General features: G+C 37.7%; 17 protein-coding genes. 15 read left to right on the top strand and 2 right to left on the bottom strand.

Annotated features, from left to right (window positions below; all coding sequences use genetic code 11):
* Window positions 1–180: 180 nt before the first annotated feature.
* On the bottom strand, window positions 181–1086 hold the full coding sequence (locus RTR43_RS17320; RefSeq protein ID WP_312473474.1) for a nuclease-related domain-containing protein: 906 nt from the start codon (window positions 1084–1086) through the stop codon (window positions 181–183).
* Window positions 1087–1267: 181 nt separating this feature from the next.
* On the opposite strand from RTR43_RS17320, the gene RTR43_RS17315 reads away from it, so the two are divergent.
* The 14 genes from RTR43_RS17315 to RTR43_RS17250 all read left to right on the top strand — a co-directional run bounded on the left by RTR43_RS17315 (window position 1268) and on the right by RTR43_RS17250 (window position 19671).
* Entirely contained in the window at window positions 1268–2767 is a 1500-nt protein-coding gene (locus tag RTR43_RS17315; RefSeq protein ID WP_312473473.1) for a glucosaminidase domain-containing protein, read from the top strand.
* Between the two features lie 367 nt (window positions 2768–3134).
* Window positions 3135–3887 carry a C40 family peptidase gene (locus RTR43_RS17310; protein WP_312473472.1) on the top strand — a complete coding sequence of 251 codons (753 nt, stop codon included), beginning with the start codon at window positions 3135–3137 and terminating at the stop codon, window positions 3885–3887.
* A gap of 351 nt (window positions 3888–4238) precedes the next feature.
* Window positions 4239–5516 (top strand): nucleotide sugar dehydrogenase, encoded by a 1278-nt coding sequence (locus tag RTR43_RS17305; RefSeq protein ID WP_312473471.1) that lies wholly within the window; start codon window positions 4239–4241, stop codon window positions 5514–5516.
* 80 nt (window positions 5517–5596) lie between these two features.
* On the top strand, window positions 5597–6304 hold the full coding sequence (locus RTR43_RS17300) for a WecB/TagA/CpsF family glycosyltransferase (protein ID WP_312473470.1): 708 nt from the start codon (window positions 5597–5599) through the stop codon (window positions 6302–6304).
* Between the two features lie 68 nt (window positions 6305–6372).
* Window positions 6373–7113 carry a LicD family protein gene (locus RTR43_RS17295; RefSeq protein ID WP_312473469.1) on the top strand — a complete coding sequence of 247 codons (741 nt, stop codon included), beginning with the start codon at window positions 6373–6375 and terminating at the stop codon, window positions 7111–7113.
* A 102-nt stretch (window positions 7114–7215) separates the two neighbouring features.
* Window positions 7216–8670 (top strand): oligosaccharide flippase family protein, encoded by a 1455-nt coding sequence (locus RTR43_RS17290; protein ID WP_312473468.1) that lies wholly within the window; start codon window positions 7216–7218, stop codon window positions 8668–8670.
* A 307-nt stretch (window positions 8671–8977) separates the two neighbouring features.
* Window positions 8978–10423: a flippase gene (locus RTR43_RS17285; RefSeq protein ID WP_312473467.1), complete on the top strand. Its 1446-nt coding sequence runs from the start codon at window positions 8978–8980 to the stop codon at window positions 10421–10423.
* A 104-nt stretch (window positions 10424–10527) separates the two neighbouring features.
* A complete protein-coding gene (locus RTR43_RS17280; RefSeq protein WP_312473466.1) occupies window positions 10528–11949 on the top strand; it encodes an MBOAT family O-acyltransferase in 1422 nt (473 codons plus the stop codon).
* Window positions 11950–11968: 19 nt separating this feature from the next.
* The gene (locus tag RTR43_RS17275; protein WP_312473465.1) at window positions 11969–13156 is read left to right on the top strand and encodes an alginate O-acetyltransferase AlgX-related protein; all 1188 of its coding nucleotides are present in this window, start codon (window positions 11969–11971) and stop codon (window positions 13154–13156) included.
* Window positions 13157–13355: 199 nt separating this feature from the next.
* A complete protein-coding gene (locus RTR43_RS17270; protein WP_312473464.1) occupies window positions 13356–14414 on the top strand; it encodes a glycosyltransferase family 4 protein in 1059 nt (352 codons plus the stop codon).
* 24 nt (window positions 14415–14438) lie between these two features.
* The gene (locus RTR43_RS17265) at window positions 14439–15917 is read left to right on the top strand and encodes an O-antigen ligase family protein (RefSeq protein ID WP_312473463.1); all 1479 of its coding nucleotides are present in this window, start codon (window positions 14439–14441) and stop codon (window positions 15915–15917) included.
* A gap of 194 nt (window positions 15918–16111) precedes the next feature.
* Window positions 16112–17233, top strand: coding sequence for a glycosyltransferase family 4 protein (locus RTR43_RS17260; RefSeq protein ID WP_312473462.1), 1122 nt, complete (start codon window positions 16112–16114; stop codon window positions 17231–17233).
* A complete protein-coding gene (galU, locus tag RTR43_RS17255; protein WP_312473461.1) occupies window positions 17223–18110 on the top strand; it encodes a UTP--glucose-1-phosphate uridylyltransferase GalU in 888 nt (295 codons plus the stop codon). The genes RTR43_RS17260 and galU overlap by 11 nt, the downstream gene beginning before the upstream one ends.
* 499 nt (window positions 18111–18609) lie before the next feature.
* The gene (locus RTR43_RS17250) at window positions 18610–19671 is read left to right on the top strand and encodes a glycosyltransferase family 4 protein (protein WP_312473460.1); all 1062 of its coding nucleotides are present in this window, start codon (window positions 18610–18612) and stop codon (window positions 19669–19671) included.
* Between the two features lie 133 nt (window positions 19672–19804).
* On the opposite strand, the gene RTR43_RS17245 is transcribed toward RTR43_RS17250, so the two are convergent.
* The gene (locus RTR43_RS17245; RefSeq protein WP_312473459.1) at window positions 19805–20866 is read right to left on the bottom strand and encodes an LCP family protein; all 1062 of its coding nucleotides are present in this window, start codon (window positions 20864–20866) and stop codon (window positions 19805–19807) included.
* A gap of 380 nt (window positions 20867–21246) precedes the next feature.
* Between RTR43_RS17245 and RTR43_RS17240 the strand changes: the two genes are divergently transcribed.
* Complete coding sequence (locus RTR43_RS17240) at window positions 21247–25410, top strand: bifunctional 2',3'-cyclic-nucleotide 2'-phosphodiesterase/3'-nucleotidase (RefSeq protein ID WP_312473458.1); 4164 nt, start codon at window positions 21247–21249, stop codon at window positions 25408–25410.
* The last annotated feature ends 134 nt before the right edge of the window (window positions 25411–25544 follow it).

The following is a 25544-nucleotide window of genomic DNA, read 5'->3' as shown; positions in this document are numbered from 1 at the left end:
GCTATTGGTGACCGGAATCGAGGAAAAAACGAAAAAGTGGTACCCAATGAAGACCATTGGTGACCGAAATCGAGGAAAAAACGAAAAAGTGGTCACCAGTCGACACACTTGGCGACGCACTTAGGAATTACCCAAAATTGAAATTAGTTTAAAGTTTGTACTTTAATAAAAAACTACAATTCACTCGTAACAAGACCATTGTCCATAACCCATAGCTCTAAAATTACGTTTTAATATCTTTCGGATTGTTTTTTTTGATTCAATCACCTTACACCACTCCTGAACCACCTTAGTGGTTATTTTCCAATCTGGAAAAAGAAGCTTTAACTCCTCCACACTCCGTAAAACAGCAGATTCGACCTTTTCCTCGCGCCCACATTCATCACAAACTATATTCTTTTCTCCAACAGAAATCGAAAATGAGTGGCACATTGAACAGGTGATTCCCTTCTGCAGTTGATCATAGGCATATGGGGGTAACTGGGGATATGGTGATTCAATTTGATGCATCGCAACTAGTTTGTCAGCAAGCTTTATGTGTCTCCCAGTTAGCGTGGATGGCATCCTGTCTAATTTTTTCAAAAAACGATTAATCTGTGTCGGAAAGATAATAGGCATGTTTTGAGGTGCTTGATATAGGGTAAACTCGGGGTTGATAAAAACCACCCATGGCTCAATAGGTAATTTGAAATCATGATATTGGAGCATTTGGCGAAGCAGGGATTCACATCGTTTTAATTGGTCTAGCGGATTCTTAATTTCTGATTTAGATTTCGAGTAGAAATTCCCTAATTCGTAATAAAAATCGTCATCATAATTTTTTACATCGAAAAGGGATATGGTTTTCTGAGATATAATGAGGGTATCAATTTGGAACTTTGAGTTGTTAACCTCAAGCAATAAATCGTTTAATATCAAACAATCAGTCTGAAGCTTTTTGGTCAATAAATCAAACATCGCTTCCCCTTCAAAGCCCTTTTCAAGATTTAAATAGTACTGCTTATCTTTTGACGATAATTCCATTCGGGTGTTTAAAAATCTAAACAGCTTTAATTTTAATGATTCAGTCCGATGCTTTTTAAACATATTCCACTTCCCTTCATAACTCTAAGTTAATTTTACAAAAAGATTCTGACTTAGTAGACCAAATGTATGTACATTTTTTAACATTTCTTGACAAATATCCAAACTATTTATAGGAAATAAATTGGAATCTATGATAATCTTATTAATAGAATACAAGATATACGATTGAGAGGAGAAACGTATGAAAAATAGAGTAATTGGTAGTTTCTTAATGTTTGTATTATTACTCGGGATTTTTAATGGCGCATCATTGAAACAGGCAGAGGCGGCCGAACAACCGAATATGATTGTAACTGCGATCAAGCTGCCGGTCTATCGGAATTTCGAAGAGCTTTCAGACCATCAAATTCATTTAAGTTCAAGTTATACGCGGTATGCCGAATTATCCTATAACGACAAAGTAACCATTCTAAGCGAAAAAGACTATGCAGCAAAAATCCGCATGGAAGATGGACGAGAGGGCTGGGTTCATAGAGCCTACTTGAACAGCGATATCAAAAATCAAACCTGGCTTGTGAAAAAGGGGAGAAATCTTCGGGACTCCTCAGATGGGTCAAAGCCAGTTATCGGTTCAATTCCGGACAACACCAAGGTTTATGTCCTAGAGGTAACCCCTGACACAAAATATTACAAGATTGAAACCGTAGATGAACCCAAGAAACAAGGCTGGATTTACAACTGGTATCTTGAAAAAGAACAGTTTATGTCCATTAACGGCGGCAGCGATGTCATCCCATATGAATTTGGAAAAGAAGGAACGACCACAAATAGTATTTCTATTTTCACACCCTTGAACACAACTTCTAACGTATCGGATAAAGCCATTAACCAGTTCATTAACTACAAAACAAAATGGACAAATACGTTAATGACGGGAATGGGTTCATCCTATATTGAAGCACAAAACAAAACAGGCTTAAATGCCATTTATCTTGTAGCACATTCAGGATTAGAGACAAAGTGGGGTACCTCGGGGATTGTTGCAAATAAATATAATTACTATGGTATCAATGCAAATGATCTTCAACCTCTAACGAGTGCCTATGATTATTTTTCAAAAAGCAGCGGAATTGTTGCTGGGGCGATATTTATCAATCAAATGTATGTAAATAGGGATACGTTAATGAAGGATTCCTTAGACCCCTATAAACAGCCGACCCTTGATAATATGAGATTTAATTCCAACTATCATCAATACTCATCCGATGAGGCATGGGCAAGCAAAATTGCTCAAATTGCCAAGGAATTTACCGCTTTCACCGCAAATACCGGCTGGAAAAATTTAGATGGTAAATGGTACTATTACAATCAAGATTGGACCCTCAAAACGGGCTGGCTGCAAGCGGGCGGCAAATGGTATTACCTCAACCAGTCTGGGGTTATGCAAACCGGCTGGTTGTATTCAGGAGGTAAGTGGTACTATCTCGATAATGGTGGTGTCATGAAGACAGGCTGGATAAGCACGGGCGGCAAATGGTACTTTCTTGATGGAAATGGTGCCATGAAGACGGGCTGGGTTTCCGCTGGGGGCAAGTGGTACTACATGAACAAAAGTGGTACGATGCAAACCGGCTGGGTATTGGTCAGCGGCAAGTGGTATTACCTATACAGCGATGGTCATATGGCAGCCAACACAACTATTGGCAAGTACCGATTAGGAAAAAGCGGTGCAATGATCTAATTAATCAAAAAGGAATCACCCTTATGAACGGCTAAGGGTGGTTCCTTTTCTATTTTAAAATAGTAATGAAGCAAGATGAGGCGGAAAAGAGTCGAAAAACCACCTAGTAATTTACAGAAAATTCGACATGATTCACCACTTTTAGATACCCTATTGATAAATTCAATAGCTTTAAAGTCACAAAAAAACAGGCTATTTTCCTGTTCTTTCAACATTTTATTAAAAAAAATCCAAAAAAAGTCGAAAAAGATCAATTTTTGAAACATTCCTGTAATACTATTAAAAAATAACTGTAAATTAAATCTAGTAACTTCTATGAGATACTAGTATTAACAAAAGAGAGAGAAGAAGAAACAAGGAGGTCATCATGAAAAAGCTAGTCATCAGTGGTTTACTATCATGTTCTTTACTCTTGAGCGGATTAATCGGTGGACATAAAACAGAAGCAGCATCAATGGGAGATACGGTTACGAATATAGCTCTTGATTATTTGGGTGTTCCGTATGAATGGGGAGGAACAACTCCAAATGGATTTGATTGTTCTGGGTTTACTAGTTATACATATAAGCAAGCGGGAATTTCCTTGCCTCGGACAGCAGCAGATCAATTTTCACAAGGACAAGCTGTTTCAAAAGGCAATTTAGTTAAAGGTGATTTAGTATTCTTTAGTACATATAAGGCTGGAGCTTCACATGTAGGTATCTCTTTAGGCGGTGACAAGTTCGTACATGCATCTACTTCTACAGGTGTAAAAATTAGTTCTTTATCAGAAGCTTACTACAAGAACACGTACATTGGCTCGAAGCGAATCGGTAACTACAATAACGGCTGGGTTCTATCTGGCGGTACTTGGTACTATTATAAAAATTCTGTAAAGCAAACGGGCTGGCTTAAAGATAATAGCCAATGGTACTACTTAGCAGAAACAGACGGTGCGATGAAAAAAGGCTGGTTGCTAGATGGCGATAATTGGTATTACTTAAACTCGAATGGTGCAATGCTCACGGGCTGGGTTTATTCAGGAGAGAAATGGTACTTCTTTTATAATGATGGAACAATGGCAAAAGATACAACAATCGGCGATTATGCATTGGATAGTAATGGTGCCTGGATTCAATAAGGAAAAATGTTGAAAGCGAAACATTCATGACGGTTTCGCTTTTTATTATGCTTAATAAATCGAGCCATTAAATAGATTTCCATGCTGCTGGAACCATTTCCTTAGCCAAGTCATAATCTGGATGGTTGGTAGATTGCAATAGTAGGTCTAAAAAACTTTAACATTTACGTGAACTACAGAGCAAAAAGGCTGGAAATTCGACACCATTTGCGGCTCAGAGTTTCTTTTCATTCTTTTTTTTGTTACAATTAGTTGTAAAAAATTAATCGTCATTCATTGATGGGTAGATATTATCGTCAAAGAATAATATAAGATTATTGTCATTTAAAGTATGGTTGGAAAGGAAGTTTCGTGATGAATAAAATTTGTGTCATTGGTCTTGGTTATATCGGTCTCCCAACATCTGTTATGTTTGCCAATAATGGCCTGCATGTTCATGGTGTGGACGTAAATGCTGCGGCCGTTGAAAAAATTCAACATAAACAGCTTCATATTGAAGAAAACGGACTACAAGAGCGGCTTAATGCTGCGATTGATAGCGGAAATTTAACGGTTTCAACTACTCCGGAAACAGCAGATATCTTTATTATCGCGGTTCCATCACCAATCAATTCGGATAAAACCGCTGATATGAAATATGTTGAAGCGGCCACAAAGTCGATTGTACCTTATCTTGAAAAAGGCAACTTAGTCATTTTGGAGTCGACAGTTCCACCTCGTACTGTTGAGGATATTATGATTCCAATATTAAAAGAAAGTGGACTTGAAATAGGGACAGAATTGCTCGTTTCCCACTCACCTGAACGCGTTATTCCTGGGCGCGTCTTTGAAGAACTTGTTAATAATAGTCGGATCGTCGGCGGCATTAACGAAGAATCCTCAGAAAAAACGAGAGACCTTTACCGTGCCTTTGTTAAAGGGGAAATTTTCATAACGGATGCGACAACCGCTGAAATGGTTAAGGTTATTGAAAACACGTTCCGTGATGTGAACATTGCCTTTGCCAACGAGCTGGCACGGGTCAGTGAAAATATGGGTGTTAACGTGTGGGAGGCAATCAAGCTGGCCAACCATCACCCACGCGTCAATATTCACCTTCCAGGTCCGGGTGTTGGCGGTCACTGTATCGCAGTCGACCCATGGTTCCTCGTCGAGCAGGATCCGGAAAATGCAAAAATTATTCATCTTGCCCGTCAAACAAATGATTCGATGCCGCTTTATGTGGCTAATAAAGTTAAAGCCATTGCGGAACAGCATCAAATTAAAAATCCAAAAGTGGCTGTTTTGGGCTTGTCCTTTAAAGCTAACATTGATGATATGCGAGAAAGTCCATCTGTTGAGGTCGTTCACCATTTAAATGAGCTGAATCTTGAGCTAACTGCTTTTGATCCACATATTCATGAAAAGAAATTACCTCAGCAATCACTAGAGCTGGAAGAAACATTGAAAAATGCGGATATTGTTCTCATTTTAACTGAGCACGACGAATTTAAGATTCTCGATCCAAAGCAGACCGCCAATCTTGTTCGTTCAAAAATTGTTCTCGATACAAAAAATTGCCTCCCGCGTGAATCTTGGGTCAAAGCAGGTTTTGATCTACGAGTGTTAGGGGATTCTAAAAATAGTTAAATAAGCAACTAACTGCGGCAAAAATGCTTTGCCACAGTTAGTTTCACGTGAGAAGCCTAAATAAAATCAGGTGGTACATTATGAAAGAAAACTTTCTCGGCGTTGATGTTTGTGATTATGATTACGACCAGCTCGCCTTGTTATTAATGCAGGATATCGAACACAAGAAGAAATCGTTTATCGTGGCCATCAATCCGGAAAAAATCATGAAGGCACAAGAGGATGAGGCACTCAGAACGCTCTTGAATCGTGCCGATTACCAGATTCCAGATGGAATTGGCGTTATTTTAGCCTCGAAGCTAAAAGGCGGCAAGGTGAAAAGCCGTGTGACCGGGATTGATATGATGCTAAAGCTCTGTAAAACTGCTGCAGAGCAAGGGAAACGAATCTTTTTGTATGGTGGAAAGCCGGGAGTAGCCGATGCGGCGAAGACGGAACTTGAAAAACAAATCCCGGGCATCCAAATTGTCGGTACCTTACATGGTTATGAAAAAGATGAACAGGTAATCGTTGATACGATTAATCAGCATCAACCGGAGATTATGTTTGTTGCATTAGGAAGTCCAGCCCAGGAATATTGGATTGTCAATCACATGAATCAAGTGACTCCCTTTGTTTTTCAGGGGGTTGGCGGTTCCTATGATGTAATATCAGGCAATCTCAAACGAGCACCAGAAGTTTTCCAATCACTTGGCCTTGAATGGTTTTACCGTTTGATGAAAGAGCCGTGGCGCTGGAAGCGGCAGTTAATTTTGCCGAAATTCTTATTAAAAACGATGAAAAAATAACTCTTTACCTGGCCTTTCTCAAACAATAAAGGGAGAGGCTATTATTACAGGAAAGAAGGAGGAAGAATATGGCTATGGTTATTGATAACCTAATTAAACAATTGCGAGCGAGCAAATTCTACGGTCTTGCCAAAAATAATTCGATGTTAATAAAAGTAAAAAGAAAATATGACAAAGCTCAATATCAAAAACAGAAGGATATGGTCCATGTTCACGGCCTGCAAACCTTGAAACATATGAAGGAAGCCTTTGCGGAAATCGGTGAGGAATTCTGGCTTGATTATGGGACACTGCTTGGGGCAGTAAGAGAAAAGGATTTTATCGGCCATGATAAAGACCTTGATATTGGCTGCTTCGATTTTGACGACAAGAAGAAGGCTGAGCTCGTTAAGGTCCTTGCCAAAAAAGGCGTAAAGCTTTACAAGCAGTACGAAATGGACGGAAAGATATTCGAGCAGGCGTTTCATTTTAACGGCTTACATATCGATGTCTTTTATTATTGGAATAAAACCGAGGATACCGTCTGGTGTTATTTCAGTGAGATAGGTACAAAAATGGAATTCGAAAATCGTCCAGACCATCAAATTGCCAAAGGTTATTTCACTTCCACTGTCACTTCTCATTTTTCCGGGTTAATGGATTATGAATTTAAAGGGGAGTCCTTCAAAATTCCAACAAACTATCATGAGTATTTGATCGATAACTACGGTCCATCCTATATGCAAATAAATGAAAACTGGGTTTCCGGGGAATCACCTGACAATATTGAGCGGATTGATAAGCCGGTTATTGTAAAGGAATATATATAAATTTTGATAAAGCCTAGCTCCAGCGTCCAGGTGCTGGAGCTTTTCTGATTGGTGCTGTCTCCAAGTGACAGGACCTTACTTTTAGATTAAAGGATTGTTATTATGCAAAAATCGCTTGTAAAGAATGCTATTTATAAAATTACCTTAAACTTCTTTAATCTCATCGTTCCTGTTATCATTGGGGCCTATGTTTATCAAACATTAGGTCATACTGCTATCGGCAGAGTAAAGACCGGGGAAACGATTTTTAACTACTTCTTTATTTTTGCTGCCTTTGGTATTTATCAATATGGACTGCGCGAGGTTAGCCGAATAAAAACGGATAAACAAAAGGTCAATCAGCTATTTACAAGCTTATTTACACTTAGCCTTCTGACTAACTTTGTGACTCTGTTTGCTTATTTGGCCGTTTCCTATTTTGGTTATGGCACCAAGGCTTTATTTCCGGTATTAATGGTTTATTCAACTAACTTTCTACTAAATATTTTCTTTGTCGAATGGGTCAATGAAGCCTATGAGGATTATGGGTTTATCACGATTAAGACGGTCATTGTTAAAATCATCTATGTGATTTTATTGCTCACGTTTGTAAAAAGCGCTGATAACTATCTGATCTTTATTGGTCTACTCGCTCTTTCAACGGGTTTGAATAATATTATCAGTTTTATTTATGTGAAAAGAAGAGTAAAACTAGACTTCTCTAACATTCAATTTGCTCCGCACCTTAAGCCGCTGCTTCTCGTGGTTATTTTTTCTAACGGAAACGTTCTGTATACCCAGCTTGACCGTTTTATGCTCGGAGAATTCGTCAGTGAAAAATCGGTGGCTTATTATACGATGGCTCAGCAAATTGCGACGATGATTAATGCCCTGATGCTTAGTATTATTCAGGTTACCATTCCAAGGCTATCGTATTTAATCGGTGGGGAAAACGACGAACAGTATTTAGATTTGCTTAAGAAAATCGCAAAAGTGTATTCAGCGCTTCTGTTTCCTGCTGCCATCGGGCTTTATGTCATCGCTGATATTGCGGTCATTCTATATGGTAAAGCGGAATATATCCCTGCTGGGCCGGTTTTATCCATTTTCGCTCTCTATATGATTACGATTGGTTTTGAATCCATTCTCTCTAATCAAGTTATTTATATTAAAAAGAAAGAGAATATCTTGGTCCGGATGATTTTCATTTGTGGGATTGCTAACCTGGCATTGAATTCTCTCTGTCTATATTTTGGCGTACTGGATGCAAAAACAGCTATTCTCACAACGGCGGCTGCAAATGTGTTGCTAATTGCCTGTGAGTACATCTACATTCGAAAATATCTTAAAATACCCTTCCAGTTATTTTCATGGACAAATTTAAAATATCTCGTATTTTCGTTACCCTTTATTCCTGTATCGTGGGCGATTCGTTCGGTTTTTAGTGGCACGCTGCTGCTCTTTATCTTAATCGTAGTTGCCTGTGGCCTAATATATTTACTGCTCCTACTGGCGACAAAGGACGAAATTGTGACACTGTTTACTTCGAAAGTGAAGGGCAAGTTTTTGAAAAAGTAATCAACGGTTTTCGGGCTGCTTATTTTAAGCAGTCTTTTTGTAGTGTAAGAATTTATTACATTGAACTTTGAGAATTGTCTAGCGTAAGCACCCTAATGACTAGAGTGTTTGCGCTTTTCTTAGTTGTTAAAAATAAAAAATGAAGAATACTAATACCTAGAGTTGAACGACGATTTTCATTTACAGAACCCGAATATACATGTAATATTAATATGTTCAAAAAATGAACAATATTGAAATTAAGTTAAAGTTAAGGAAACTCTTCTATTGTAAATATTGTTATTTCAAAAGAGCTGAGGTTTCAAATATGTCTACTTTAAAAAAGAATTTCCTTTATGTCCTCCTGCAGCAATTTGTTCTGATGGGGCTTCCATTTTTAACTATCCCGTATATTTCAAGGGTACTCGGGCCGCATGGTGTTGGTCACTACAGCTATAGCTTTTCATACACAACACTGTTCATTAATGTGTTCCTTCTCGGATCTAATTTGTATGCAATCAGGGAAATCGCCAATGTAAAATCAGATTCTAAGCAGTTATCCCGTTCCTTTAGCGAGATTTTTCTAATTCGAACCGGCTTATTGGCCATCGCAACGGTGATTTATTTCATTTGTGTGCCGCTCGTTTGGAAAGGTGACGCTGTTTTTTATTGGCAGTCATTAAACCTTATTGGTGCCTTTTTTGATATTACCTGGCTTTTTCAGGGACTAGAAAAATTCAAGAAGGTGGTTACACGAAATATTACCCTGAAGCTTTTGGGCTTTGGGAGCGTGTTTGTTTTTGTAAAAGATGAGAATGACCTTGTGTTATACACGATAATCATGGGTGCCGCCGTCATTATCGGTAATGCTGCCCTCTTTTACCGCCTGAATCAGTATGTCCGCCTAGTATGGCAAAACACAGAATTCAAGCGACATTTTAAGCAGATGTTAATCTTATTTATTCCTAGCTTTTCGGCGATGATTTATTCCGTCCTCGATAAAACGATGCTTGGAATCATGTCCACGACAGATCAGGTTGGTTTTTATGAGCAGGCTTACAAAATTGTGTATATGATTTCGTCACTAATTAACATTTCAGGTGTCGTCATGCTGCCGCGAACCTCTTCCTTAATTACTGAAAAAAGGTTTGAAAAACTGATGGAGGTGCTTCGTAACGGAGTAACCTTAACGATTTTTCTTGTCCTACCGATTACGTTTGGATTTTTCGTGATTTCAAAGGATTTTGTGCTGTGGTTTTTGGGGGATAAATTTCAACCAAGCGGTACTATTGCAATGATGATGGCTCCGATTATTATTTTTAAATCGTTAGGGGTTATTTTCGGTTCGTGGTATTTAGTACCGATGAAGAAAAATAAAGAATATACGCTGCCAATCGTCATTGGCGCTTGTTTGAACTTCATCCTCAACCTTGCGTTAATTCCTCGCTTTGGTGCAGCGGGAGCAGCGATTGCGACGACCGTTACTGAAGGACTGATACTGGTCATTCAATTGAGGTTCTTGAAGAATGTTCTTAAGCAAAAATCTTATCCCATGAAGGCCTTCGTGTTGTATTTGCTCGCTTCCATCGCTATGGCCATTGTCTCATATGAAGCCCCCTTGTTTTTCCATCTTTCGCTGCTGCTAACGATTTTGCTAAAAGTATGTGTGGGTATCGTGGTCTATTCAGTAATTTTGATGTTGTGCCGGGATAAGGTGGCACTTGGACTTGTGAAAAAAATCTTTCTCTTAAAAGCGAAGGTAAAAAGTGGGTGATTGACGTCTGTTTTCAGACGTTTTTTTATTTTCTATTCTTTTTCTCTTCATTTTTTGCTACTATTATTTCGACATATCTTACGATTGGAAAGAGGGAAAGCAACTTGGTCTTTAGTAATCTTGTTTTTTTGTTTATTTTCCTACCTTTAGTGTTGGTTACATATTATCTCGTCCGCAATGAATTACGAAACTACCTGCTGTTAGGATTTAGTTTGGTTTTTTATGCATGGGGTGAGCCCAAATATGTTGTGGTTATGATATTTTCTATTATTCTCAACTATATTTTCGGTTTACTTGTCCATTCCTTTCGCAATCATAAAAGCCTAAATAAAATTATTCTTGGGGCAGCCATCCTAACTAACCTGCTCGTCTTAGGCTACTATAAGTACATAAATTTCTTAATCAACAATATCAATGAATTGCTTTCGACTAATATCCACATGGATCCAGTGGTATTACCAATTGGAATTTCCTTTTTTACGTTTCAAGCCATGTCGTATGTTATCGATGTTTATCGACAACCAGGGGAAGTTCAAAAGAATCCCTTTGATTTGGCATTATATGTTGCTCTCTTTCCACAATTAATTGCTGGACCAATTGTCCGCTATAATGAGATCGCAGCTCAAATTAAGAAGCGATTTGTCGATATTGAAAAGTTCTCAGAAGGAATTCGAATTTTTATTCTTGGGTTATCAAAAAAGGTATTAATTGCTAACCAAGTCGGTTTCGTCGCTGATGCCATTTTTAACAAACCTACCTCAGAAATGAGCGTATTGCTCGCATGGATTGGCATAATTGCCTATTCCTTGCAAATCTATTTTGATTTCTCCGGTTATTCGGATATGGCGATTGGTTTGGGGAAAATGTTCGGCTTTGATTTTTCAAAGAACTTTAACTATCCCTACATCTCAAAATCAATCGGTGAATTTTGGCGGAGATGGCATATCTCTTTAAGTACATGGTTTCGGGACTATGTCTATATCCCGCTTGGAGGCAGCCGTGTTTCAAAATTTAAAAGCTACCGAAACTTATTTATCGTTTGGGGGCTGACAGGGCTATGGCACGGCGCCAGTTGGACGTTCATTGCCTGGGGGCTGTACTACGGCATTATCATTGCGCTGGAAAGGGCTTGGCTGGGGGGATTTTTAGAAAAGCTGTGGACACCGATAAGACATGCTTATGTCATCCTTATTTTCCTTATTGGGTGGGTCTTCTTTAGAGCGGATAATTTCTCCTATTCATTTGACTTTATCAAAACTATGTTCGGAGTGAATCAGCAGCCACTTTATGATAAGTTGTCCATTTATTATTTATACGATTATGGGGCGGTTATCCTTTTGGCGATGATTATTAGTACACCGATAATGCCGTTTATTGTTAGAAAAGTAAACAAATTGGTTTCGAACTCTTTCTTGCAATTTTCTAACCAGCTGATTGTTTCGGGAATACTCCTATTCCTATTAATCGTCAATATTGTTCATATGGTAAACTCAACCTTTAATCCATTTATATATTTCCGATTCTAGGGAAAAGGGAAGGAATCTCATGAAAAAATTCAATAATATCTTGTTCACACTAGTCTTCTTAGGCATCATTTTTAGTGTTGGGACAATTTCTTTTCTTAAGCAGGACCGTAATATTTCTAGTATTGAAAATAGAACACTTGCCCAGCGGCCCGATCTCACCAAGCAGTCGTTTCTTTCAGGTGAATACTTTAAAAATTTCGAAACCTATTTCTCAGACCAATTAGCGGGCCGCGACGAAATTATCAAGGTCTACACGGAGGAACAACTCTTTCTGAACAAGACCATTATTAATAATATTGTGGTAGCAAAAGATAATTGGCTCTTATATAATCCGTCAACTGAAAATGTAAAGAAAGAAATGGATAAGTCTTTATCCAATCTAAATAATTTAGCGGATACATTCAAAGGAACAGGGGTTGAATTTTATTTTGCCGCTGCACCTTACAAAATGAATATCCTTAAGGATATCTATCCTTCTTATATTAATGAGCAACTTGGTGTACAAAATCAAAAATATTTCATGAGTCACTTGCCAAGTTCATACCATGGAATCAATCTCTATCAGTATTTCAAACAAAACTATTCAGAGCCACAATTAAAATCGATGTATTTTAAAACAGACCACCATTGGAACATAGAGGGTGCATTTGCTGGTTATCAAGAAATCATCAAGCAGATGAGTGCCGCCTCCAAGCAATTTAAGGCAAAACCAGTTAATAAAGAAAACTTAAGCTTAGTTTGTAATCATAAATCTTCTTTTGTTGGCACCCTAAATCTAAGACTCTACAGTTTAATTGATACAAATGAGGAAAAAATATGTTATTATGACCCGGTTTTTAATCCTAAAACAGGAAAAGTAACAGTCCAAACAGGTACTGGGGATGCACTGACTAATATAAATCAAATTTATGGGGCAGGTTTTAATAAAAAGGAAGTATTATACGGAGATTTATTCACATGGGATTTGGCTGAAATTAACTATGAATATCAAAACACTGGAAATGACCTACATCTTTTAGTTCTTAAAGATTCCTATGCCAACCCCATTCAACCGTTTATTGCTGAGCATTTTAATAAAACATCGGTCTTAGATATTAGACATTACCATAAAACATCGGTTGCTCAATATATCAAAGATAATAAGATTGATATCGTACTTTTCCTTTACAATGACTCTAATTTAACAGGAGCAATGTACGAATTTTAACCCTTATTTACTCTAAAAGCTAAAGCTGAATAAAACAATAACAAAAGGAGAGCTTATGCTGCTCCTTTTGGTGTTTTTCAGAGAGTGATTGATTTCCGCTGGAAAAAGGCAAAAAGACTTGATAATACTTTGGATAAACGATAACATTATTTTGATTTGTTAAAATTGAATCGATATCTTTTTTACAGAGGGGTTTCTATTGACGAAAATTCTTTATTTACTAAATTTCGTTGGCAAAGGCGGTACTGAAAAGTACGTCTTAGATTTAATTCATGCGGTAGGACCGGAGAATTGTGTCTTTATTTATTCAGAAGAAGGTCCTGGTCTTGAGGATTTTATCCATGCAAAGGTTAAAATGTATCAAGTAAATATGAACGGTCCATTTGATTTTAACGCTGCAAAGCAAATAAAACGGATTATTCAAGCTGAAAAAGTTGAGGTTGTTCATGCGCAATTTTTAAGGGAAAACTACTTGGCGATTCTCGCTAAAATCATGGGCGCACGCTGCAAGGTCATTTGGACTTATCATGTCGATGTGCCGATGGGGAAGGCGATAAGGAGTCTCAATAAAATGATGACGTCTTTCAATCATAAAGTCATTACCGTTTCGAATTTTATGCATCAGCAGCTAGCGAAAAAGGGAGTTTCACTGAATAAGCTAACCTTAATTTATAATGGTGTCGAAGGTCCGGCTGATTCACATCCATTAACAAGCTTAAGAGAAGTTCCTGTTATTACCGTAGTGGGCCGCCTGCGCGAAGAAAAGGGCCAAGACTTTCTTATTAACAGCTTAGCAGATCTAAGAAGCCAACATCCGAGTCTTAAGTGGGAATGTCTTATTTACGGTGAAGGTCCGCAGCAGGAAGAACTGGTTTCTTTAGTGCAACACCTTAACTTAAGAGATTTTGTTCAGTTTAAAGGTTTTTCCACAAATAAGGAAATGCTATACCTAAACAGTGACATCGTTGTTGTGCCATCAAGTAATGAGGCATTATCCTATGTGGCGATGGAGGCTTTGTCCTATAGCCGGGTAGTGGTTGCTACGAATGTCGGTGGACTTCCCGAGGTTATTAAGCCTGGGGAAACCGGAGTACTTGTCGAATATGGCAACCGAGAAGAGCTGGCAAATGTTCTTCATAGCGTGCTTACCAATCACGAACTAGTTCAAAAGCTGTCAAAGTACGGAAGGAAATACTTTGATGAGCATTTTACCCTTGTAAAAATGATTGAAGAAACAACTGCAATTTATAAGCATTAATTTAGAATATAGGAGTACAAATCAATGAAATTACTTCAAAGTGAATTTTCAATACTATTACTAGGAATATTAGCCGTTATCGCTGGACTTGTGATAGGCAATACCAAAATTGCCTTGCTGATTTCCTTACTGATTGCAATATGTTCTTTTTTTAAAAAAGAAACAGGTTTATTTTTTCTACTTGTATTTATTCCAGTTCGCCCTTTTTTAATTACGGTTAATCCAGGATTCAAAATTATCGGGGATGCCATTATAGGCTTACTGTTAATCAGAACGATTTTTGACTATCGCAAGGATATTAAAAAACTGTTCAGCTTCCAACCTTTTGAATGGGCCTTTTTCTCTTTTGCCATAATCGGTGTGGTTGGTGCATTAATAACAGATGTGTCAATAAAGGCAATTATTTTTCAACTACGGGCCTATTTTCTGTTTTATGTGATCTATTATGTGGTTAAACGAATGGAATTAACGAATCAAACGATATGGAAAGGCTCGATTATTACTTTCTTTGTCGCTATTGTCGTATCATTTCAAGGAATAATTGAAAAAATCTCAAGTAAAACGCTTTTAATGCCACAAGAGTGGCAGGAATGGGTTTTATCTCCCACGAATAGAATTAGGGTATATGGATTAATCAAGGGACCAAACGAACTATCCTTGTATTTATTAATCGCCTTCTTTATCACTTTATATATGCTTAAACATATTCAGGGGAAACTTCGTTATGCTGTTTATGCTGGTCTGACGTTAATCGGGACAACAATTTTACTGACCTATTCACGTGGAACACTGCTCACGCTCTTCGCCTTTTTGATTGTATATATCGCCAGCAAAATTCAATGGAAGCAGCGTCAATGGAAGCAGCTAATAGACACCGTCGGCAAACGTCAAATGAAGCAGCTAATACCTCTAGTTCTGATTTCGTTTATTTCCATGGGTCTCTTTATCGGGGTTAACCAAGCTTCTGACGTGTATTACGAACATTATTTATCTGAGGACGGCGACTCGTATGCGCAAGGGAAGGATAAAGATAATGGAATCGATCGGTATAAAAATGCTTTTGGAGAAGAAACGATTGGACAAAGCAGCACAAGTGGACGTATCTATTATGTGAAAAAGGCTATTGAGATTTTTAAAGACCATCCAATTATCGGTACAGGGTTTGGGACCTTTGGAGGAGCAGCAACCCTTACTTATTCCTCTCCCGTTTACGAAAAGTATCATATTGATAGAAACTTCTATTCAGATAACCAGTACATTTTAATTCTTGCAGAAACAGGTATCCTTGGAATTCTTTCAATATTTATGGTTGGATTTTTCTTATTATCTACCATCATGAAAAATAGAGATAAGGTCTATGGTCCGTTACTTATTTATTTCTTTGTAGCCCTTATTGTCGGTAGTTCCGTTTATAACATTTTGGAAAATGACTCATTTATGATGTACTTCTATCTTCTGTTTGCCATTGCCTATCAGAAGAGTAAAAGTGTAAGTAATCCATAAGTTTGTCTAAAAAGATAGAAGGCCTGGGATCCTCTCCCGTGGCCTTTTCTGAATTTAATTTTAATATCCTAACTATCGGCTAGTAAAGCCCCATATTTGTAACTTTTCATGATAACTATCGTCAATTTTCTTGGTTAGCATAAAAAGTGAATCTGGACATAAAGGTTTTACACAATAGAGAAATGAGGTTTTACATGAAAATCCTTTTAATTTCAAATATGTATCCGGATAAGGAATATCCGAATTACGGAATATTCGTGAAAAATACAGAAGAAATCCTAAAAAGTGAAGGTTGGACAGTAGATAAAGCTGTTCTTTATAAAAGTCATAATAAAGCGAGCAAATTATTTTCATACATATTTTATTACTTGAAAATAATAACAAAAGGAATCATGGGTGGTTATGATGCAATTTATGTGCATTACGCTTCACATAATGCCTTTCCGTTGATCATTTTAAAAAAATTGAAACGAAATTGTAAAATTTTTACCAATGTTCATGGCAGTGATGTTGTCCCAGAGGTTAAATCTCAGGAAAAATATCAACCATATGTAAAAAAACTATTACATCTGTCTACCATCATTATTACACCATCAAATTACTACAAAAAACTAGTGGCGGAAAAATACCAGGTTAAAGATACTAAAATAAAGGTTTTTCCTTCAGGTGGGGTAAATAAGAATATTTTTCATAAAAAAGAAGATCGCCTGAATGTGTTTGCTGACATGAATTTGAGTGCCGATTACAAATATCTTGGTTTTGTCGGTCGCTTAGATGTCGGAAAAGGGTGGGAAATTGTTCTATCAGCCGTAAAAAAGATGAAAGAATTGGGTCAATTCGAGGGATGGAAGTTAATTGTAGTTGGTAAAGGAAGTCAACAAAAGGATTATGAAGCAATGGTAGCTGAATGTAATTTACAGAACGACATTGTTTATTTTCCTCTCTTGCCACAGGAAAAGTTGAGCCAAATCTATAATTGCCTTGAAGTATTTTGTTTTCCAACTACCCGTAAAGGTGAAAGCTTAGGATTGGTTGGTCTTGAAGCTATGGCCTGCGGTGTTCCTGTAATTGGCAGTAAAATAGGCGGATTATTAGACTATATTCAGGATGGGGAAAATGGTTTTCTGTTTGATGTCGGTAATGATGAAGACCTTAAACAAAAGATGATTCAATTTTTTGCACTGGATGAGAGTAAAAAGGTTCAGATGCAAAAAGCTGCCTTAGAAACAGCAGAAATGTATGAAGTTGAAAAAGTAAAGCCATTATTAATTGGAATTTTTAAAGGATATCAAAGGAGTGGTAGCCATGTCGATTAGAAAAGCGGTAATTCCTGCGGCTGGTTTGGGAACAAGATTTCTTCCAGCAACTAAGGCACAGCCTAAAGAAATGCTTCCCATCGTTGATAAGCCAACGATTCAATATATTGTGGAAGAGGCGGTTGCCTCTGGTATCGAAGACATTATTATTGTAACCGGGAGAAATAAGCGAGCGATAGAGGATCATTTTGATTTTTCGATTGAACTGGAACTTGAGTTAGCCGAAAAAGATAAACAAGACCTTTTGAGCATGGTTAAAGAGATTTCCACCATGGTAAATATCCATTATATAAGACAAAAAAAACCATTAGGACTTGGGCATGCTGTACAATGTGCCAGCAGGTTTATTGGAAACGAGCCATTTGCTGTACTATTAGGCGATGATATTGTAAAAAGTGATGTTCCATGTCTAAAACAATTAATTGATGTCCATGAACAATTTGGTTGCAGTGTCATAGGGACGAAAATAATGCCCGATGAGGACCTGCATAAATATGGGGTAATTGCTCCTAGTAATGAAGGTGTGTCAGGTAAAATTGTCGAAGTAAGGGATATGATTGAAAAGCCAAGAGAAAATGCCCCGTCAAATTTTGCCATCATGGGCAGATACATTTTAAATCCAGAAATATTCTCGTATTTGGAAAAAGTAGAAATTGGCTATGGCGGTGAAATTCAGTTAACAGATGCCCTTCGGAAAATGGCAGCCAACGAAAAGGTTTTAGCCTATGCGTTCGATGGAATTCGATATGATGTCGGAGACAAATTTGGATTCCTTCAGGCTACCATTGAATTTGCATTGGAGAGAGAAGATATTCGTCACTCATTGGTCGATTATTTAAAGCAATTAGCGAAGAAAGATTACCATCCTTTTACATAAGGGTATATTAATGCAATTAGCGAATGACAGCTACCCCCAAAAAACCGAGGGTCATTCGCTAATTAGTATATTGATGTTTTGTTTGGTAAAAGGGCAGAGTAACGCAAAAACGAATCAGTTTATCCAATATGCGTGAAAAATATACACATTTTTCACGACGTATAAAGTGAAGCTGGACTACACTCATACCACCTTTATTATGTTGGGATAATTGTTCATAATTAATCCTTCTTCATGTTTGGATTTGAAGCTGAACCTATGATTGTTTCTTGTTTATAGCTAATTTAGTAACAGTTTGATAACATTATTGTTTCAATGATTATAAGCCAAGGATTTCTATTTGCTAAAAAAAACACATGTGTTATAATCCATATGGGCAAATACGTTTTTTAAATCTATAAAAATAGTATTTTTTAACAAATAAACCTAATAGTTCATATCCCTATCTTGCCTGATTAATAGAAAGAAAGTGGCAAGAAAAATATGAGGGAGGATTACAATGATTTACATCACCCTGATTTTATGCTTTATTAGTTCAATTCTGCTTACTCCATTAGTAAAAAAACTCGCCTTTAAAATTGGGGCAACAGATAAACCCAATCATAGAAAAGTTCATCAGAAAATCATGCCCCGCCTTGGCGGACTTGCGATATATTTAAGCTTTATTATCGGTATGCTGGTTCTTCGCCCTGAAGACCCCAATGCGCTGCCAATCATCGTTGGAAGTATTATCATTATTATCACCGGAATACTAGATGATATGGTAGAGCTTTCAGCAAAAATAAAATTAATCGCTCAGATCGCAGCGGCTGCCGTTGTTGTCATTTGGGGCGGCGTCCATGTTCAATTTATCAACCTGCCCTTCGGAGGCCAAATTGAATTCGGCTATTTAAGTATCCCATTAACTATTATTTGGATTGTGGGGATTACAAATGCCATCAACCTAATCGACGGACTTGACGGCCTTGCTGCTGGAGTATCTTCCATCGCATTAATTACCATCTCTGGAATGGCAATTATCATGGGGGATGATTTCGTTACAGCTGTGGCTTCCATCGTGTTAGCAAGTACGCTTGGATTTTTGCTTTATAATTTCCACCCGGCAAAGATCTTTATGGGGGATACGGGTGCGTTATTCTTAGGCTATATGATTTCCGTACTTTCACTTCTAGGCTTTAAGAACGTTACCATGATTTCCTTTATCGTACCGGTTATTATTCTCGGTGTACCGATTTCTGACACATTCTTTGCGATTATTCGTCGAATTGTCAATAAAAAACCATTATCGGCACCAGATAAATCGCACCTGCATCACTGCCTGCTCAGACTTGGATTTACTCATCGCCAGACAGTCTTGATGATATATGCGATGGCAGCCTTCTTTGGACTTGCGGCTATCATCTTTTCACAAGCAAAGCTCCTTGGTGGCTTTTTCTTCATCGTGATCCTCTTGATCATGATTGAATTGTTTGCTGAAATGATTGGGCTTGTCGGGAAGAATTACCGTCCATTAATCAAAATGATGCGCACTTTGCTCGTCACAACAGAACGGAATAGATAATATAATGAAGAACTAGAGCTTGACCCACAGCGGTCAGGCTCTTTTTAACTCCATTTCCGTTGCAAAGGGTGCCTGACACCCTAAAGCAAATATAAAAAAGCCGCATCACGTAAAGTGCTGCGGCTCCTGTCTTTTAGTTAGTGTTTGTGGATGAATTTTCATTACTACCGGTATTAGCATGTGCAGCGTTGCTGCCAGTGTTAGTAGTAGTTGAATCGGTACCAAGATGTGCTTTTAGAATTGATTTGTTTTCTTCAAGACTTTGTTTGTCAAGCTTATAATAGTAAATTTTATTAATATAGGTATCTTCACCTTTAAGGTTTAGCGTGTCAATGGTTAAGCCACTGCCGGCGAGTCCATAATCAATCAAAGATTTCATATCGTTGAACGACATATTCGTTTCCATATTGTCTCCAACCGCTTCAATCATGTTTGCATGTTTTGAAAAGGATTGAACAGACAGAGCCTTTTTAAATATCGCTTTAATAATTTCCTGCTGTCTCATGCCACGCATAACATCTGTATCCTGATGGCGCGTTCTGGCAAGAGCAAGTGCCTGCTCACCCTTTAATGTTTGGAAACCCGGTTTTAAGCGAATGGCATTATGGTGATCTTCAGAATCTTTTTCTGAAATCGCATAAGGGACATCAACATCAATTCCACCTAAGGCATTAACGACATCAATGAAGGCATAAAAGTTCACTTTTACATAATAATCAATCGGAATATCGAGTAGTTCCTGAACGGTTTCAATCGATAATTTTGCTCCCCCGTAGGCATGAGCATGATTAATTTTTGTATAAATATCCTTTTCAGGGATATGAACATAGGAATCACGAGGAATACTCAGCAGCTTTACTGATTTTTCCTTTTTGTTTAAAGTGGCAACAAGTAAGGCGTCAGATCTGACTGCATCTCCGTACTGTTTTTCTCGACTTTTACTTGCATCGACGCCAATAAGAAGGATGGAAATGTTGTCCATATCGGGGTCAACCTGGGCGGTTCGTTTTGAAGTGGCGTTTACTGGTTTATATGATTTATTAACAACTGATTCGGCTTTTTTTAATAAAAAGGTCGCATATCCTGCACCACATAAAGCAAAGAATAATATTGGTAGGAATATCCACATGAAGATGCGTTTTTTACGGCTCTTTTTCTTTCGATTTACTAGCTGAGAGCGTTGTATTTCGGACATATAATTTCTCCTTTTATATAAATATCATTAATTGACAATTTTATTAGATAAAGACCAGCTTTCATTTTACTCCTTTTTAAGCTCTTCGTAAATTGAAATTTTGTGTCGAATATTGAAAACTACCAATTTTCCTATAATGATAGCTCCAAAAACTACCTTTCCTAAAATCCTCAACCAAATAGACGATAATCTCCATGATCTGGTTACATTAATATTGTTGAAAATAGCGAAAGATTAAGAAGATTTGGCGAATATATCAAGTAAAATAAATTAATAGAAATCTAACAATTTTTTTACAAAAAGGACTATTAATCTCTAATGAAAATTAGTAGAATTAATCTTGCAATAAAAAATATTTTGTCGAAGGGTGGTTACAAAGCGTGAAGAGAAATATCAAAAGAAGCATGAAAAGCCGAATACTTAATAGTTCTTTGGCTGCTGTGTTAGCGCTTTCAGTGGTTCCGTTGAATATTCTTCCAGGCACTGCAAAAGCAGCGGGAACAGTGGATAACACAGTAAAATTTCGCCTTTTAGAAACAACAGACCTTCACTCTAATGTGATGGACTATGATTACTATCAAGATAAACCAACGATTGAGTTTGGGCTTGATAGAACAGCCAAATTAATTGAGGCAGCTCGAAGTGAGGTACATAAGGATAACTCAATGTTGTTTGATGCAGGGGATTTAGTTCAAGGGAATCCGCTTGCTGATTATGTTGCTAAGGTAAAACCTTTGGGTGAAAATGATGTCCATCCGATCTTTAAAGCAATGAAACAATTAGACTATGATGCTGGAATTGTTGGAAACCATGAATTCAACTATGGTTTAGAATACTTAGAAACAATCTTGAAAAATGCACCTTACAAAGCTGGAGTTGGTCGGGACGGGATGTTAAACGCTAACATCTATTATACAGACCAACCAGATAAAAACTACTTTACTCCTTACAAAATCATTGATAAAAAAGTTAAGGATGAAGCAGGTAACGATCAAACCATCAAGGTTGGGGTAATTGGTTTCGCGCCGCCGCAAATCATGCAGTGGGATAAAGATAATTTGGGCGGTAAAGTAATTGCAAAGGACATCGTCCAAACTGCTAAAAAGTTTATTCCTGAAATGAGAGAAAAGGGCGCAGATCTTATCGTTGCGATCGCTCATTCTGGCTGTGATATTGCGTCTGAAGGAAAAGAAGATGCAGAAAATGCTGTTTATGAATTATCAAAAGTAGCAGGTATTGATGCATTACTATTCGGACATGCTCACGTAAACTTCCCTGGTGACGGCCAATTTAATGATAAAGCTGGTATTGACAATAAAAATGGTCATATTAATGACGTTCCGGCAATGGAAGCAGGCTTCTGGGGCAACAATCTTGGAGTAATGGATCTTCAATTACAACAAGTTGACGGAAAATGGAAAGTGACTGACTCTAAAGCAGCTTTAAGACCACTAACGGTTAAGGATAAAGATGGAAAGTTAGTTTCTACTGTCGATGGTCCTGATCAAAATATCGTGGATGCTGTGAAAACAGAACATGATGCAACATTAAAATATGTTCGTAGCGAAATTGGACAAACATCTGCTCCGATGTATAGCTATTTTGCACAAGTACAAGATGATCCAACTATTCAAATTGTTAACAATGCACAAATGGATTATGTTAAAAAGCAAATTGCTGATAAACCGGAATTAAAGAATCTCCCTGTATTATCAGCAGGTGCACCATTTAAAGCTGGCGGCAGAAGTGGCCCTGCGTATTATACGAATATTCCTGCCGGACCTCTATCCATCAAGAGTGCTAATGACTTGTATTTATATCCAAATACGTTAAAAGCAGTCGAGGTTGATGGTGCAACAGTAAGAGAATGGCTGGAAATGGCTGCGGGTCAATTTAATACAGTGGACCCTAAAAATCCAAATCCGCAAAATATCATTAATGATATTTTTCCATCCTACAATTTTGATGTAATTGATGGTGTTAAGTATCAAATTGATATTACACAGCCACCGAAGTATAACAAAGATGGTGTGGTCATCAATCCTGATTCACATCGTATTATTAAGTTAACAATGCCTGACGGATCTCCTGTAGACCCTAATCAGAAGTTTATTGTAGCAACTAACAACTACCGTGCAGGCGGGGGCGGTAACTTCCCAGGCCTTAAAGGCGGAATTGGTAAAGTTGTTGTTGATTCACCAGATGAAAGTCGTCAAGTTTTAATGGACTATATTCAAGCGCAAGGAACCGTTAACCCATCAGCGGATAAAAACTGGTCGCTTGCTCCTGTCAATAATACAGTTCAAATGATATTTAATTCTGCTCCTGAAGCAAAAACATATGCTGACCAATCAGCTAATCTGAAATCTCTTGGTACAGTAACAGACAGCGATGGTAAGTTATGGGGCAAGTATCAAATTGGTAAAGAGATTCATGCTCAATTATTAGGTATCAACGATTTCCATGGTCAGCTTGACACGTGGAAAACGAATAAAGATAAAGATGGTAATGTTACTTCAATAGTAGGTGGTATTGAATACTTAGCTGCTTATATGAAGCAAAGAAAAGCAACAAATCCAGCTAATACGCTAATGATTCAAGCAGGTGACCTTGTTGGAGCTAGCCCTCCAGTATCTGCGTTATTACAGGATGAGCCAACTATTCGTTTTATGAATGAAATTGGCATTGATGTTGGTACAATCGGTAACCATGAATTTGATGAAGGCGTTACAGAGATGAAGCGTCTAATTTACGGCGGAAGCCATGAAAAAACAAAACAATATGAAGCAAAATATGGAAAATTTACTGGTGCAGATATGAAATACACTGCAGCAAACGTAGTAGATGAGAAAACAAACGAACCTATTTTACCACCATATGTCGTTAAAGAAGTAGATGGCGTTAAAATTGGCTTTATCGGTGTTGTCACAACAAGTACACCAACAATTGTTATTCCAAGTGGTGTAGCAGGTGTTAAATTTACTGATGAAGTTACCGCTATCAATAAGTATACAAAAGAATTAAAAGATCAAGGTATTAAATCTATTGTCGTTCTTGCCCATAATGCTGGTACTTCAAAAACTGACGGAACGGGTGCAACTGGTGATGTAGTTGATATCGCTAAGAAAGTCGATCCTGAAGTTGACGTAATCTTTGGTGCCCATGACCACGCGTATTTAAACGCAAAAGTGAAGGATGCAACTGGAAAGGAAAAACTACTAGTTCAAGCTTATTCATATGGTCAAGCATTCTCTGATGTAGATTTAACTATTGACCCAGTTACGAAAGACATCGTAGCTTCACAAGCAGAAATTGTAATGACTGATCATGCTAAGATTACTCCGGATGCAAAAGTCAAAGCTCAGCTTGACGGCTATCAAGAAGATATCAAACCAATCGTTAGCAAACCGGTAGGAGAAACTGCGGTTGAATTAAGCAAAACTGCTAATGAACATGGTGAATCAGTACTTGGTAACGTGATTGCTGATGGTATGCGCACGATTATGAAAACTCAATTTGGCTTTATGAATTCCGGTGGTGTACGTAACCCACTTCCAAAAGGAATCATCACTTGGGGTGATTTATTCAAGGTTCAACCATTCGGTAACGATTTAGTGACAATGACAATCACTGGTGAACAAGTAAGAACATTATTAAATCAGCAATTCCAAGCACCGCCAAGCTATAACAAGATTATGGCCATCTCGGGTCTTAAATACACTTGGAATGATAATCTTCCATTTGGAAGCAAAGTTGTAGATATTTATCTTGAAAATGGCAAAAAAATTGATCCAAAAGCTGACTACACAATAACAGTTAACAACTTTATGGCAGACGGTGGCGATGGCTTTACCGTACTTAAATCAGGTAAAAATCGTGTAACGGGCCCTGTTGATTTAGATGCTTTTGTTGATTACTTTAAAACATTATCAAAACCATTTAGTGCAGCAATTGAAGGACGTGTTCTAAAAACAGATCAAGTTCAACAGCCAGAAGTTGGTAAGGGCTGGGTTAACAAAGATGGCAAATGGTACTTCTTTAATGAAGATGGTACTAAGAAAACTGGATGGTATAAAGAAAATAACAAGTGGTATTTCCTTGACAAAGTGAACGGGGATATGAAAGTGAACTGGGCACAAGTAGATGGCAAGTGGTACTTCTTTAATAAATCCGGTGTTATGCAAACAGGTTGGTTAAAAGATGGAAAGTCTTGGTACTACTTAGATGCTAAGAATGGCGACATGAAAGTGAACTGGGCACAAGTAAATGGCAAGTGGTACTTCTTTAATAAATCCGGTGTAATGTTAACCGGCTGGGTTAAAGACGGTAAAACTTGGTACTTTCTTCAGGGTTCCGGTGCAATGCAAACAGGTTGGGTTAAAGTGAATAACAAATGGTATTTCCTTGCAAAATCTGGTGCAATGCAAACAGGCTGGGTACAAGTGAGCGGTAAATGGTACTTCCTAAACAATGATGGAAGCATGGCCGTTAACACTAAAGTCGGAAAATACAAACTAGGTAAAGACGGAGCTTGGATTAAGTAATTCGTCGTCCAAAAAGAGGTAGTTCCTTCGGGGATTGCCTCTTTTTTCTATTGCATTATATTTTTATGGATTTTCCGATTTTTACTATTGTTTTTTTGATTTCGTTTTGGCTTTAATGGACAAACTGACTAACA

The sequence above is a fragment of the Neobacillus sp. genome (assembly GCF_031988165.1).
Lineage (GTDB): Bacteria > Bacillota > Bacilli > Bacillales > Cytobacillaceae > Neobacillus > Neobacillus rhizosphaerae.
This window is presented reverse-complemented; position numbering and strand designations above follow the sequence as displayed.

Bases quoted from the DNA above. Each gene is read 5' to 3' on its own strand.
- RTR43_RS17320 (WP_312473474.1), bottom strand. From the start codon at position 1,086: ATGTTTAAAAAGCATCGGACTGAATCATTAAAATTAAAGCTGTTTAGA.
- RTR43_RS17315 (WP_312473473.1), top strand. From the start codon at position 1,268: ATGAAAAATAGAGTAATTGGTAGTTTCTTAATGTTTGTATTATTACTC.
- RTR43_RS17310 (WP_312473472.1), top strand. From the start codon at position 3,135: ATGAAAAAGCTAGTCATCAGTGGTTTACTATCATGTTCTTTACTCTTG.
- RTR43_RS17300 (WP_312473470.1), top strand. From the start codon at position 5,597: ATGAAAGAAAACTTTCTCGGCGTTGATGTTTGTGATTATGATTACGAC.
- RTR43_RS17295 (WP_312473469.1), top strand. From the start codon at position 6,373: ATGGCTATGGTTATTGATAACCTAATTAAACAATTGCGAGCGAGCAAA.
- RTR43_RS17290 (WP_312473468.1), top strand. From the start codon at position 7,216: ATGCAAAAATCGCTTGTAAAGAATGCTATTTATAAAATTACCTTAAAC.
- RTR43_RS17285 (WP_312473467.1), top strand. From the start codon at position 8,978: ATGTCTACTTTAAAAAAGAATTTCCTTTATGTCCTCCTGCAGCAATTT.
- RTR43_RS17275 (WP_312473465.1), top strand. From the start codon at position 11,969: ATGAAAAAATTCAATAATATCTTGTTCACACTAGTCTTCTTAGGCATC.
- RTR43_RS17265 (WP_312473463.1), top strand. From the start codon at position 14,439: ATGAAATTACTTCAAAGTGAATTTTCAATACTATTACTAGGAATATTA.
- RTR43_RS17260 (WP_312473462.1), top strand. From the start codon at position 16,112: ATGAAAATCCTTTTAATTTCAAATATGTATCCGGATAAGGAATATCCG.
- galU (WP_312473461.1), top strand. From the start codon at position 17,223: ATGTCGATTAGAAAAGCGGTAATTCCTGCGGCTGGTTTGGGAACAAGA.
- RTR43_RS17250 (WP_312473460.1), top strand. From the start codon at position 18,610: ATGATTTACATCACCCTGATTTTATGCTTTATTAGTTCAATTCTGCTT.
- RTR43_RS17245 (WP_312473459.1), bottom strand. From the start codon at position 20,866: ATGTCCGAAATACAACGCTCTCAGCTAGTAAATCGAAAGAAAAAGAGC.